The 12,060-nt window shown below is 39.5% G+C and carries 14 protein-coding genes; 9 read left to right on the top strand and 5 right to left on the bottom strand.

All coding sequences use genetic code 11. The features are described from left to right. Positions 1 to 38 precede the first annotated feature (38 nt). Genes ACX3PU_RS09525 through ACX3PU_RS09515 form a run of 3 tightly spaced genes read right to left on the bottom strand, consistent with a single transcriptional unit; the run spans position 39 to position 2,417 of the window. A complete protein-coding gene (locus tag ACX3PU_RS09525) occupies positions 39 to 833 on the bottom strand; it encodes an SDR family oxidoreductase (RefSeq protein WP_459084805.1) in 795 nt (264 codons plus the stop codon). After that, on the bottom strand, positions 826 to 2,070 hold the full coding sequence (locus tag ACX3PU_RS09520) for a 3-phosphoshikimate 1-carboxyvinyltransferase (protein ID WP_459084804.1): 1,245 nt from the start codon (positions 2,068 to 2,070) through the stop codon (positions 826 to 828). The genes ACX3PU_RS09525 and ACX3PU_RS09520 overlap by 8 nt, the downstream gene beginning before the upstream one ends. 20 nt (positions 2,071 to 2,090) lie before the next feature. Further along, on the bottom strand, positions 2,091 to 2,417 hold the full coding sequence (locus ACX3PU_RS09515) for a nucleotide pyrophosphohydrolase (protein ID WP_459084803.1): 327 nt from the start codon (positions 2,415 to 2,417) through the stop codon (positions 2,091 to 2,093). A gap of 275 nt (positions 2,418 to 2,692) precedes the next feature. On the opposite strand from ACX3PU_RS09515, the gene ACX3PU_RS09510 reads away from it, so the two are divergent. From ACX3PU_RS09510 to ACX3PU_RS09475, 8 genes are all read left to right on the top strand, one after another. Then, positions 2,693 to 2,944, top strand: coding sequence for a type B 50S ribosomal protein L31 (locus tag ACX3PU_RS09510; protein WP_459084802.1), 252 nt, complete (start codon positions 2,693 to 2,695; stop codon positions 2,942 to 2,944). Between the two features lie 157 nt (positions 2,945 to 3,101). After that, positions 3,102 to 4,265 (top strand): GlmU family protein, encoded by a 1,164-nt coding sequence (locus ACX3PU_RS09505; protein WP_459084801.1) that lies wholly within the window; start codon positions 3,102 to 3,104, stop codon positions 4,263 to 4,265. Between the two features lie 110 nt (positions 4,266 to 4,375). Beyond that, the gene (locus tag ACX3PU_RS09500) at positions 4,376 to 4,891 is read left to right on the top strand and encodes an RNA polymerase sigma factor (RefSeq protein ID WP_459084800.1); all 516 of its coding nucleotides are present in this window, start codon (positions 4,376 to 4,378) and stop codon (positions 4,889 to 4,891) included. Then, entirely contained in the window at positions 4,860 to 5,543 is a 684-nt protein-coding gene (locus ACX3PU_RS09495) for a hypothetical protein (RefSeq protein ID WP_459084799.1), read from the top strand. Before ACX3PU_RS09500 ends, ACX3PU_RS09495 begins: the two co-directional genes overlap by 32 nt. Before the next feature lie 10 nt (positions 5,544 to 5,553). Then, on the top strand, positions 5,554 to 6,795 hold the full coding sequence (locus tag ACX3PU_RS09490; protein WP_459084798.1) for a DUF4252 domain-containing protein: 1,242 nt from the start codon (positions 5,554 to 5,556) through the stop codon (positions 6,793 to 6,795). 8 nt (positions 6,796 to 6,803) lie between these two features. Beyond that, positions 6,804 to 7,340: a DUF4252 domain-containing protein gene (locus ACX3PU_RS09485; protein ID WP_459084797.1), complete on the top strand. Its 537-nt coding sequence runs from the start codon at positions 6,804 to 6,806 to the stop codon at positions 7,338 to 7,340. Between the two features lie 115 nt (positions 7,341 to 7,455). After that, positions 7,456 to 8,916: an IMP dehydrogenase gene (gene guaB, locus ACX3PU_RS09480; protein ID WP_459084796.1), complete on the top strand. Its 1,461-nt coding sequence runs from the start codon at positions 7,456 to 7,458 to the stop codon at positions 8,914 to 8,916. Continuing rightward, a complete protein-coding gene (locus ACX3PU_RS09475; protein WP_459084795.1) occupies positions 8,917 to 9,366 on the top strand; it encodes a DUF6759 domain-containing protein in 450 nt (149 codons plus the stop codon). 71 nt (positions 9,367 to 9,437) lie between these two features. On the opposite strand, the gene ACX3PU_RS09470 is transcribed toward ACX3PU_RS09475, so the two are convergent. Continuing rightward, positions 9,438 to 10,550: a DUF4407 domain-containing protein gene (locus ACX3PU_RS09470; RefSeq protein ID WP_459084794.1), complete on the bottom strand. Its 1,113-nt coding sequence runs from the start codon at positions 10,548 to 10,550 to the stop codon at positions 9,438 to 9,440. A gap of 124 nt (positions 10,551 to 10,674) precedes the next feature. After that, positions 10,675 to 11,229, bottom strand: coding sequence for a crossover junction endodeoxyribonuclease RuvC (gene ruvC, locus ACX3PU_RS09465; RefSeq protein WP_459084793.1), 555 nt, complete (start codon positions 11,227 to 11,229; stop codon positions 10,675 to 10,677). A 580-nt stretch (positions 11,230 to 11,809) separates the two neighbouring features. Between ruvC and ACX3PU_RS09460 the strand changes: the two genes are divergently transcribed. Then, the gene (locus ACX3PU_RS09460; protein ID WP_459084792.1) at positions 11,810 to 12,052 is read left to right on the top strand and encodes a hypothetical protein; all 243 of its coding nucleotides are present in this window, start codon (positions 11,810 to 11,812) and stop codon (positions 12,050 to 12,052) included. The last annotated feature ends 8 nt before the right edge of the window (positions 12,053 to 12,060 follow it).

Raw genomic sequence — 12,060 nt, 5'->3', positions numbered from 1 at the left:
CGAGATGGGATGCTTTTGTGGGTGAAATCACAGGGGTATTACTCTATTTTGTTGTATTTCCTCATAAGGGTTTCGTAGAAGTTCTGAGGCAAGAGCCATTTGAGCGGAACTCCAATTCTCTGACCTAATTTACCGAAATAGTAATGGGCCTTCCAATTTTTCTTTTGGAGTAGAGACTCTATGTACTGAGCGACTTCTAAGGTCGTACTTCCTTTGTCGACGTGTGTATTCATCAGACCATATACTTTATTGAAAAGCTCTTCGTATGGCTTTGAAACGGAGCTTTTCACCCGGGAATCCGCTATATTGGTTTGGATGTCGCCCAGATGCAGACTGCAAATTTGGACGTTCCAGGGTCGTACTTCATATCGGATAGCTTCGGTAACGCGGTCTACAGCAGCTTTTGAAGCACTGTAAAAGCCGCGAAACGGAAGTCCCATTTCAGATCCAATACTTGAGATATTAATAATTTGTCCTGTTTTTCTTTCGCGCATACTAGGAAGGACAGCGGAAATCATTTCCACGGTTCCAATTAGGTTTAAGGCGAATAGGTTTTGTATTTCATTTTTTTGTGCGTCTTCAATGGCGCCGACCATTCCCATTCCAGCGTTGTTAATCAAAACATCTACTCTTTTTTCCTTTTCTAGGATATAGGAAAGGGCAGAAGCAATTTCAGCCTTTTGGGTTATATCGGTAGGGACCGTTTGAAACTGTGGGTTTTGAATGTCTTTACGACTTAGACCATAGACGGTGTGCCCTTGTGCGGAAAGATGCTCCGCTAGGGTCTTGCCAATTCCCGTGGAACTCCCCGTGATTACGATTACTTTATTCAATGTTATTTGTTTTGATAGGTTTTGTTACGTGCTTTAAATCGCTCCAAAATTTAGGATAAGACTTTTCAACCACCATAGGATCTAAAATTTTCAGATCCCCTTGCAATAGATATGGAGCAAAACTCATGGCCATTCGATGGTCGTCATAAGTCTCGATTTCGATGGAGGAGTCCGGGGATGTGTATTCCAAGGTCTCGATCGTTTCTTCTGTCACCTTCACAATACAACCTATTTTTTTTAGTTCTTGTTGAAGGGCTAGAAGTCGGTCTGTTTCTTTTATTTTTAAAGTCTTAAGTCCCGTAAAATAAAAGGGAATTTTTAAGATCGCAGCCGTCACACAAAGCGTTTGTGCAATGTCTGGACTGTCGTTTAAATCCGCAGTAATTGCCTCAGGGTAATGGATTAGCTCTGGCAGTAGACTGATTAGGGTTTCCTGAGTGTCAGTGACTGTGTTCACGCCGAAAAACTCCCAGTAATACCTCTTTAAGGCTGAATCTCCTTGATAGGAATGGCTTTTGAAACTACGAAGCTTAATAGGCTGTCTTGCAATGGCTGCCAGGGAGTAAAAATACGATGCTGAGGACCAGTCGCTTTCTACTTCTACAAACGTAGTGTTGGATAGCTTTTCTTCCAGTTTTAAGGGTTTTATATCAATTCTATTATCGGATATCTGAACCTCTATTCCAATGTTCTTTAGAAGTCTTCTGGTGAGTAGGAGATAGGGTTTGGAGGTGATTTCTCCTTCGAGTTCAATACGGATCCCATGAATCAGTTTCGCACCAATTAACATTAGAGAGGTAATGTACTGACTTGATATATCGGAAGCAATCCGAACTTTACTCTTTTGGATTTTGCGTCCTGTTATTTTTAAAGGTGGATACCCTTCTTTCTCAACGTATTCAATTTCGGCCCCGAGTTCACGTAGCGCTTCAACTAAAGGCCCTATTGGACGCTGTTTCATGCGTGCGGAGCCCGTTAAAATTTTTACTTCGCCCTCCTGAATTGCATAATAGGAGGTTAGAAAGCGCATCGCAGTCCCTGCGTGTCCAATGTTAATCGTTTGGTCCTCACTTTGAATTGCATTCATTAAAACCTGCGTGTCTTTCGAATCCGAAAGATTTTCCATTTTTACGTTTTGGAAAAGGGCATTTAATATAATGAGGCGATTGGAAACGCTTTTTGAGCCGCAAATTTGTACGGTTTGATTGGGTGTTAATGTGGAGTGTTTAAGTAACATACGCTCTAATAAGTAATGCTTTATTTTAATTTTGGATTGTTTTGATGTCTTTGCTCATCGCGTTTTGTCTTCAAAAGCATCTTGCGATCAAAAGCATCTTGGAGATTGATACCGGTTTGATTAGCGAGACATAAAGTGACAAAAAGAACGTCCGCAAGCTCTTCGCCTAAATCTTTTTCTTGATCACTGGGCTTTTCGCTTTGTTCTCCATAACGCCGGGCTATGATTCTAGCCACTTCTCCTACTTCTTCAGTAAGGATCGCCATGTTGGTAAGTTCACTAAAATAGCGTACCCCAATAGTCTCGATCCACTGATCTACCCTAGCTTGTAATTGTGTGATTTCCAATTCTTAAACTGTTTATTTTATCCTGAATATTTTCCTGCTTTTGTAAAGTAAGTTGCCATTTTAGTGATTAAATACACGGAGGTCGACTGGTAAAATTGCAGTTAGCTTACTTTGTCTTCAAATGTAATAAAATCGGTTTACTTTTGACTTAATTTTTATTGCAAATCATTTTGTGTAATTGAAAAAAAGTCTTAATTTTGCAGTCTAAATTTTAGCAGAGGAATATCCATTACTACTTCTGAAGCAAACCTTTAATTTTTTTTAAAATTTTTATTATGAAACAAGGAATTCACCCAGAAAATTATAGACTTGTTGTTTTCAAAGATATGAGTAACGACGAGATGTTTCTTTGCAAATCAACTGCAGAAACAAAAGACACAATTGAGTTCGAAGGATCTACATACCCATTGATCAAAATGGAGATCTCTTCTACATCTCACCCATTTTATACTGGGAAAGTGAAATTGGTTGACACGGCAGGTCGTGTAGACAAATTCATGAACAAATACAAAAAGTTCGCAAAGTAAGCGGATATTTACTTTTCTTTTTACCCACTGGGAAAAAGAAGTATTTAATTAACAAAGCTGTGCCAAAAGGAGCAGCTTTTTTTGTGGTTATTTTTGGTTAGAGTAGGTAGCAATAACAGAATTATCGTATTTTTGATACCAAGATAAGACGTTATTTATGATTCAATTAGTTTTTTCAGATGCCCAATATTGGGAGGATTTTCTTCCATTGACTTATACTAGGCCAGTGGCCTCGATGCGTTGTGGTATTTATACGTTTGCTGAACGGTGGCAAAAACTTTTAGATACAGATCGAGCAAGTTATGTGACTGAAGCGTATCTCGAGGCTAAGTTCCCAGCGCCGGAAATGGTAGAGAGTTTATTTATAGTTCCTAATTTTTTACCCACTCCGAGTGTACTTGAGCAAATCCGATCTTTGAGTTTGGGAGAAGCACTTGTTTATAAAAATGAACTTCTAGTGGCCAGAGTGAATATGAAGGATTTCTCTTTGAGCCAAATTGAGAAGATGACGGATATTACAGAAGATCTTTTGTTTTACTCGCAGCCGACGGATTTGTTTACCTTTAATAAGGAGGCCATCGATTTCGATTTTGAGCTTGTCACCAAGGGAAGAACCTCCGCACCTCTTTCTGAGACTTGTGGGTTTCTTGGAGATCCAAAGGATCTGTTTATTGAACCGGGTGCCGAGTTAGAGTTTGCAACATTAAATACAAGAAGCGGTAAAATTTATATTGGGAAGGATGCGGAAGTAATGGAAGGTTGTCATTTGCGCGGGCCTATTGTTTTGGGAGATCATTCTAAATTCAATTTAGGGGCAAAAGTGTATGGAGCCACTACGATTGGTCCTCATTGCAAAGTAGGAGGGGAAATTAATAATATCATTATTTTTGGCTACTCAAACAAAGGGCACGACGGTTTTGTCGGAAACTCTGTGATTGGTGAATGGTGTAATTTAGGAGCCGATACAAATTCATCCAATTTAAAGAACAATTACGCAGAAGTGAAACTCTGGAGCTACCGAACCAAACGCTTCGAAGGGACCGGACTTCAATTTGCGGGTCTAATCATGGCGGATCATTCAAAAACGGCAATTAATACGCAGCTAAATACAGGAACGGTTGTAGGCGTAGGGGCTAATATTTTTAAAAGTGGTTTCCCACCCAATTTAGTGGAGCATTTTTCCTGGGGTGGAATGAAAGGAGATCCTAAGTTTAGAATAGAAAAGGCCTACGAAGTAGCAGAGAAAGCAATGTCAAGACGAAAAATTCCTCTTTTGGAGAGCGACAAAGCAATTCTAAAATATGTATACGAGCAGCAGTAGAAGCGACTCTAGGAAACTAAATAATAAAATCCGTCTTTTTTTGACGGATTTTTTCGATTCGATGTAATACTTTAAGACTTGGTATTGTCTTACTATTAGAACCCAAAAATATGACTCAGTACGATTTTGAAGCGACCGTATTTACTCTCAAAGATGAGATGTATCGTTTTGCCAAAAAATTCGTGCGAAGCAGTGACGAAGCGCAAGATATTGTGCAAGATTTGATGATTAAATTTTGGCAAAAACGTGAGACTCTGCATGAATATCAAAATTTGAAATCGTTTGCTCTACGATGCGTCAAGAATGAATGCTTGAACAGGCTTAAGCATGAGGATGTAAAATTAGGGTTTGCAAGTTTTACCTTGCACCGAAGTGAACCCAGTAAAGCGGAGCCTAACAATTTGAAGGAGCAGATACTAAAGTTTATCGATCAGTTGCCTGAAAAACAGAAATTGGTTGTTCACCTAAAGGATGTAGAAGAATACGAAGTATCAGAAATATGTGAAGTGTTGCAAATGGAAGCCAATGCCGTGCGCGTAAACTTAAATAGGGCCCGAGAAAAGCTACGCTTCAAAATTACAGAACTGATGAATTATGAAAAAAGAGAACTATCCACAGACCTATAAAGATCTTTTAAAAGACTTAAAAGACGATTCACTTGAATGGGAATTCAAAGATTTTATAGAAGAGGCTCAAAGTGCGCCTAAGAAAGAATTAGTAGTTGGGAATTCAAGAAAGAGGAACTCTAGACCTTATTTTCTTGTGGCCGCAAGTGTGACACTGCTGGTAGCCTTAGGGGTGGGTTATTTTATGAAGTCCCCATCGGAAACAAAGGTGCAGTTTGCCGATAGACAAGTGAAGGAAGCGATCTTATCAGAAAAACAAAGTTTTGAATTGGAGAATCAAGCCCAAGCGAAGGTAGAGAAGAAGCAGGAGTCCCATTCAACACTAGATTCGATCGGAAAAAATAGGCAAGCCTCAAATGCGGAGCAGGAGGTACTCAATACGATATTGCCTACTAGAGGTCGACTAAAGAAACACGGGAAAGTCCGTTATGTACAAAATGAACCTAAAGAAGTGAAAACTTCGGAACCAAAGAAAAGCTCAAGTGGAGTGAAGGAAGAATACCAAGACAATTATGTTATAATTAATGGTCAGAAGATTGAAAATGAAGCCGAAGCCATTGATATTACAAAATACTCGTTAAGAATTTTGTCGGACAAAGTTTCCCAAACTGTAGCCAAGGCTGACGCCACATTTGAAAATGTTGAATTTTAATTACAAAGCAATGAAAAAAATAATACTTAGTTTTTTGTTCTTGGGATCTGTTCTCAATGTATTTGGACAAAAAACAAAAATCATAGAGCTCTTTGATCGGTATCAAAATACCGAGGGCATTACTTCGATCAAGATTGCCAAGCCTATGTTTAGTCTTTTAAGTCAATTGGATTTACAAGATGCGGAGCTGGAAACGATTCAACCGATGCTGGGCAAGATCGATGGTATTCGAATCCTAATTGTGGAACCCTCTGAAGGTAAGTCACAATCCCTTTCGAATCTGCGACAGGGTTTAATCTCTTCCATTCAAAATCTCCAATATGAGGAGCTTATCACGGTGAACAGCAATGACAGTAAAGTACGTTTCTTAGCCGCCGATACAAAAGGGGATACTTTAAATGATCTACTTTTAAGTGTCACCACGGGAGAAAATATGGTGTTCATGCTTCTCGATGGGAAGATTTCGATGGAAGATGTGAACAATTTAGCCACGAAAAGTCAGTCCTCTCTAAATTCAAGTCTTGAACAAAGCGAAAACCGTGGTTCAAATTCTAGTATTTTAACTCGAGAAGTTCGTAGGGTAGAAAAGTTTAATGGAATTAGTGCGAGCTCGGGTGTGAAGGTTTCATTTACCCAAAGCCCAGAGCAAAAGGTGACAGTCAGCGCAGATGGAGACAAATTGCAATATGTTAAGACAGAAGTAGCGAGTGGAATTTTGAGAGTTTTTATCGAATCTCCAAACAAGAAAGGAATTTCCTTTAAGAACTTGCACGTGGAAGTGTCCGCACCCAACGTAACGGATGTCAATGTAGCGGGAGGAGCAAATTTTAATGGTCTAAATCGTGTGTCAGGGAGAAATTTTGATTTAAAGATCTCTTCAGGTGCTCGTCTTTCCCTAGACCTTGATGCCACCGACAGTGTGAATTTGCACGCAAGCTCAGGCTCAAACGGAGCTTTAAATGTGAATACAAAGTCTCTCGATGTAAAGGCATCTAGCGGCGTGAACGTGTCCTTAAACGGGCTCGCTACAGCTGCCGCTTATGAAGTATCCAGTGCAGCAACAATCAATGCGCAGGACCTCAAATCGGAGGTCGTTAGATTAGATGTCTCTTCTGCGGGGAATTTGAAGATTAATGCTACGAAGAGTGTGGAGGGCGAGGTGAGTTCTAGTGGTTCGGTTAGATACCGTTCCAATCCAAAACCCGCTTCCCAAGTGAAATTAAAATCAGCAGGCAGTTATAAATCATTATAAGAACCACCATGAAAAATTTTAAATCCTTTTTTTTACTTGTTGTTTTCGGAGCGGTGCTACAATCGTGTATGGTTTCGAAAAAGCAAAACGCTAATTTTTTTAATGAAGATACTCCCGGTTTCGCCGATGCGAACTATGTCAAGGTAAATGTTCCTATGTGGCTTGCGAAGCCTGTCGTAAAAATTGCTCTGCGAGATGAGCCCGATGGACCCGCAATGATTGCTCTTCTGAAGAAAATATCAGACGTTCAAATCTTTACTGTCCAAAACTCGAGTAAAGAGTTAAACCGTAATTTCACTCGATTTATGAACCAAAGAGACATTGAACCCTGGGTTAGCGTTAAAAAAGATTCTGAAACTATCGATTTTGGCGTGCAGCGAAGATCCAATCAAATTCGAAAATTTTTAATTGCGGTGAAATCCGATTCAGAACTTGTCTACATTGATGTAAGTGGAAAGTTTACGGAGAAGGATCTTTCGGATTTGATTAATTATTCCAGAAGTCACGATGCAACGGAAGCTATTTCTCGTACACGAAATTTATAAATTCCATGTTGATAGATAAAACCGAATTTCACGATTTGTGTTAATTTTCAGTAACATATTGGAGAAAATTTTTACTTTTCAAATAAAAGGTTTAATTTTGCACAGAAAGTAAAAGATGTCTATACATAACAAAATCGTGGAGACAGCCATCACTTTCGATGACGTTCTTCTTATTCCTTCTTATTCTGAAGTACTACCTAACCAGGTCTCTCTAAAATCAAGACTTTCTGATAAAATTACGCTTAATGTTCCCATCGTATCTGCTGCAATGGATACTGTGACAGAAGCGGACATGGCAATTGCTCTAGCTCGTATTGGAGGCTTAGGGTTTATTCATAAAAACATGAGCATTGAAGAGCAGGCGGGTCAAGTGAACCGCGTAAAACGTTCTGAGAATGGAATGATTGCGGATCCTGTTACTTTATCAAAAGACCATACTCTTGGAGAAGCAAGAGATTTAATGGCAAAATTCAAAATTTCTGGACTTCCGGTGGTAGACGGTGATAATACTTTAATTGGAATTATCACGAACCGTGATGTGAAATACCAAGAGAATCTTGATGCGAAAGTAGAGGAGTTAATGACCAAAGAGGATCTTATTACTTCTGACAAAGGCACTACTCTTGAAGACGCAAAAGAAATTCTACTCAAAAATAGAATCGAGAAATTACCGATCGTTGACGAGAAATTTAAACTCGTGGGTCTAATTACCATAAAAGACATTGACAATCAACTTGAATACCCGAATGCAAATAAGGACGAAAGTGGACGCTTACTAGTGGGCGCCGGAGTCGGAATCGGAGAAGATACCATTGCTCGTGTTCAAGCGCTAGTGGATGCAGGAGTGGATATTATCGCAGTCGATTCCGCCCATGGACATTCCAAAGGTGTACTAGATAAAGTAAAAGAAATTCGCTCTAATTTCCCTGAACTTGATATTGTAGGAGGAAATATTGTGACAGCTAAAGCAGCCGAAGATCTTATTGCAGCAGGAGCCAACGTTCTTAAAGTGGGAGTGGGCCCAGGTTCGATTTGTACAACCCGAGTAGTAGCCGGTGTTGGAGTTCCACAGCTTTCTGCGATCTACAATGTGTTTGAGTATGCAAAGACGAAAAATGTGGCGGTCATCGCAGACGGTGGGATTAAACTATCTGGAGACATTGTGAAAGCAATCGCTAGTGGTGCAGGTGCTGTGATGCTAGGTTCTTTGCTTGCAGGAACAGACGAAGCTCCCGGTGAGGAAATTATTTTCCAAGGCCGTAAGTTTAAGTCTTACCAAGGAATGGGAAGTCTTTCTGCCATGAAACGAGGCGGAAAAGAAAGATACTTCCAAAGCGAAGCGAAAAAATTTGTACCTGAAGGAATTGAAGGGAGAGTTCCCCACAAAGGAAAGATTGAAGACGTGGTGTTCCAATTAACAGGAGGAGTAAGAGCAGGAATGGGCTATTGCGGTGCGAAAGACATTGAGGCACTTCAAAACGATACGAAAATGGTCCAAATTACAGGGTCAGGTTTGAAAGAGTCGCATCCTCATGATGTAATCATTACGCAGGAAGCTCCAAATTATTCATTGTAAATGGAAAAGAAAAGCGCGGTCCTTCTCCTGGGACTATTTCTTCTTTTATTTAGTTTTTCTTGCGCCCCACGGTTGCAAGTTGTGAAGACAGAAGTAGAGCAAAAGCCTAAGGTTGTACCCAAGAATGTAGTTCGGACTGAATTTGAGATTTTGATGGAGCGAGATTCCATTGCCAAACATCAAACGGCAGCGGAATCATTGGATATTTTGTTAAATTCCAATGACAGTGAAAAGATTTCACTAATTGTGTACAACGAATCCAATTGCGATCTGATTTTAAGATTTACTGGGACCGAAACTTACAATTTGCCGATATACAAAAGAGATAAAAATTTCATTGTACTTACGAAAGGAAACTACACCTTGAAAGGAAAACTTTGCCGCGCGTTTTACGATCGAAAAAAAGAGTTTAGGCAAAGCTCAACTTTGAGAATTATGGAAGGAAATTAAGTTCTTTCTTAAAGATAAAAATACTGCATGCGACTCGTATGCAGTATTTTTTTTGACCTATAGGTTTGGGTTTAGGAATGAGGATCTCTCGTAGGATCCTTTGGTTTAGAAAGTAAGTCCTCTAGTTCTTGAGGATAGTTTTTAAGTCGCCACTCACTCGCGAGTTTTCCTTTTTCAATTTTTTCATTTGAGTAGAGTTTAAAATTATGCTCGTGCTCATCGAGTAAATAGTCGTAGGGTCCAATGGGCGAGATCAGTTTTACAAGTACGGGAGAAATTTCGAGGGCAATAAAAAGACCCATGATGAAAAGCGAAGCAAGTGCCATGATCTTGGAATTTTCCCCGAGTTCGTCAAGAGCTTGAAGTCTCGCTGCAAATCCATTAAAGCCTTCTTCAAAAACGTCTGTTTTTTTACGCTCTGTCTCTAAGTTTTGGTAGACCTTTGAAATTTCCTGATCCAAATAGTCGGTCCGCTGCGCTACACTCTTTTGGTAATTGTCCAAATCAATACGCCTCTGTTCCTTTAGTTCGGACTTACGTCTTGCATTGGGGCCGTATCCTTCTTTACCGGAGGTAAGTCCTGTTTTGGTTCCAAGGATTTCTTTTTCCAATTCGACAGAAGCAGAATCGTAGGAGGCTCTCAGGCTGGCCGTCTTTTCCGCAATTTGTTTCTTTTCCTCTTCGAACGGACTGTTTTGCTTAAGAATTCTTGCATTCATTTCGGATTGCAATTCTGCTTTGTTGCGCTGAATGATAGTACTAAGTTGTTTGTTTACTTCTTTTTCAAAAACCTTTAGTTCCAATGGTTTTGAAATGACAATGCCCAGGAAAGTAGCGAGTAGTATTCTTGGCATCGCCATGAAAAACTGATTCCAAAATGTCCCTGTTTTTTTAATAGAAGAAACGATATAGCGGTCTAAATTAAAAATCATCAAACCCCAAAGCAGGCCAAATGCACTAGCGGCCCAAAAGTTATCAAAGACAGTGTAAAGAGCATATCCAGCTGAAAGCGTGGCGAACGCGGCCGTAAATAAGATAACTCCGCCAATGCCCGCAAATTTGTTCCATTCGCTTGGAGACTTTTTTAAGAGAATAAGGTTTCCTCCGGAGCATAGGATTAGAAATTTCTGAAACCAATTCATGGAATGGTTTGTAGGTTTTGTATTGTGATGTGGTTTGTTCATAACAAGTGTGACTAAAACTAATAAGTGCTATTTTTCACAACAATGTTACAGATAGTATTAGGTTTAACCAAGTAAAATGATTGTAAATTGTATTTACAATTCAAGAGAACTGAAAATTAGGTAGTTATTTGATTCGGTCAGGGTTTTGTTTTAGAAAACTATCCCATCCGCTATACGATTTGTCCACTTGAATCGCATTGGAATTGTAGTGATGGCAGACGGCGACGGCGAGTCCGTCGGAGGCATCTAGGTATTTCGTGGGAAATTCCTTTAGATTGAGTAAAGTCTTGAGCATGGCAGCTACTTGCTCTTTGCTGGCATTTCCATTGCCGGTGATCGCCATTTTGATTTTTTTTGGAGAATACTCTTTAATTGGAATATCACGATAAAGTGAGGCTGCCATTGCAACTCCCTGCGCTCGACCAAGTTTCAACATGGATTGCACGTTCTTCCCATAAAAGGGGGCTTCTAAGGCCACTTCGTCTGGATGGTATTCGTCGATAAGGGCCAAGGTTCTTTCGAAAATGTGCTTTAGTTTAGTTTCGTGATTTGGATATTTTTTAAGGATAAGTTCATGAATGGAGACAAGTTGAATCTTCTCCTTTTCCACGGAGATGATTCCAAATCCCATGATGGTCGTTCCTGGGTCAATTCCTAGTATAATTCGCTGCGTGTTCACTGTACAAAAGTAAGGCTTTTATTATTTGAAATAGGGAGGTGTACTCTTTTTCAAACGATTTAGTTTACCCTGCAGAATTGAGGATCGAATTCACAAAAGCAGCACTTAGGTGAACACTGCTGTAGTAGCGTTTGAAAGAATGGATAAAATTAACTGATTTCCTTTTTAAATACCACTCAAGACTTTATCTTTGGAGAGTGTCTTTCATTAATTCAGTAATATGAACAAAGATCTGTTGCGGTTTGGTTTTGTATATGCAATTTTATTTTTGCTAATTTTTTCGTTTCTTTTTAATGCTTGCAGAACGGCGTACTATAGTCACCTTTCGTTCTATGAAAAGCAGCCTAATGAAAAGACCGACCAATTATTTAATCGCATTGCAAATCAAAGGTTGCTATATCCATTTTTTAAATATACGGGACTTGATACAGGGTATGGTTTTTTTTCACCTAATGTCTCAAGTGATTTTATGATTGTGCATGAAGTTTTCAGGGAGGGAGTAAAAAGCAATCACCTTTCTAATTCTGAGTTGAAAACGAAGGAGGGCTCTTTGCGATTCGCGAATTTAAACACTGTCTTTATGGACTATTTAGAGGGAAGACAGAAAGAAGAGAAAGGACAAGTGCTTACTCCTTCTCAAAAGTTGAAGCAAGACTATTTAAAACTAATCCTTAAACGTATTGGAGATCAAAGATTGGAATATGAAAGTGCAGATTCTGTAAAAACAAAGCTTTTTCTATACCATTTCCCGACCTTAGAAAAGTATCCAATGATTCATCCTAAACTTATTCAGATTGAGCAGGTTTATTCCACAACTAATTAACAGCGTCC

Source organism: Chryseobacterium sp. A301, from assembly GCF_054489425.1.
Note: the sequence above shows the minus strand (reverse complement) of the source record. Positions and strands in the feature narration are given on the sequence as shown.

What these genes read in the sequence shown, in the direction of transcription:
- ACX3PU_RS09520 (WP_459084804.1), bottom strand. Translation starts at nt 2,070, where the DNA reads ATGTTACTTAAACACTCCACATTAACACCCAATCAAACCGTACAAATT.
- ACX3PU_RS09510 (WP_459084802.1), top strand. Translation starts at nt 2,693, where the DNA reads ATGAAACAAGGAATTCACCCAGAAAATTATAGACTTGTTGTTTTCAAA.
- ACX3PU_RS09505 (WP_459084801.1), top strand. Translation starts at nt 3,102, where the DNA reads ATGATTCAATTAGTTTTTTCAGATGCCCAATATTGGGAGGATTTTCTT.
- ACX3PU_RS09500 (WP_459084800.1), top strand. Translation starts at nt 4,376, where the DNA reads ATGACTCAGTACGATTTTGAAGCGACCGTATTTACTCTCAAAGATGAG.
- ACX3PU_RS09495 (WP_459084799.1), top strand. Translation starts at nt 4,860, where the DNA reads ATGAAAAAAGAGAACTATCCACAGACCTATAAAGATCTTTTAAAAGAC.
- ACX3PU_RS09490 (WP_459084798.1), top strand. Translation starts at nt 5,554, where the DNA reads ATGAAAAAAATAATACTTAGTTTTTTGTTCTTGGGATCTGTTCTCAAT.
- ACX3PU_RS09485 (WP_459084797.1), top strand. Translation starts at nt 6,804, where the DNA reads ATGAAAAATTTTAAATCCTTTTTTTTACTTGTTGTTTTCGGAGCGGTG.
- guaB (WP_459084796.1), top strand. Translation starts at nt 7,456, where the DNA reads ATGTCTATACATAACAAAATCGTGGAGACAGCCATCACTTTCGATGAC.
- ACX3PU_RS09475 (WP_459084795.1), top strand. Translation starts at nt 8,917, where the DNA reads ATGGAAAAGAAAAGCGCGGTCCTTCTCCTGGGACTATTTCTTCTTTTA.
- ACX3PU_RS09470 (WP_459084794.1), bottom strand. Translation starts at nt 10,550, where the DNA reads ATGAACAAACCACATCACAATACAAAACCTACAAACCATTCCATGAAT.
- ACX3PU_RS09460 (WP_459084792.1), top strand. Translation starts at nt 11,810, where the DNA reads ATGGACTATTTAGAGGGAAGACAGAAAGAAGAGAAAGGACAAGTGCTT.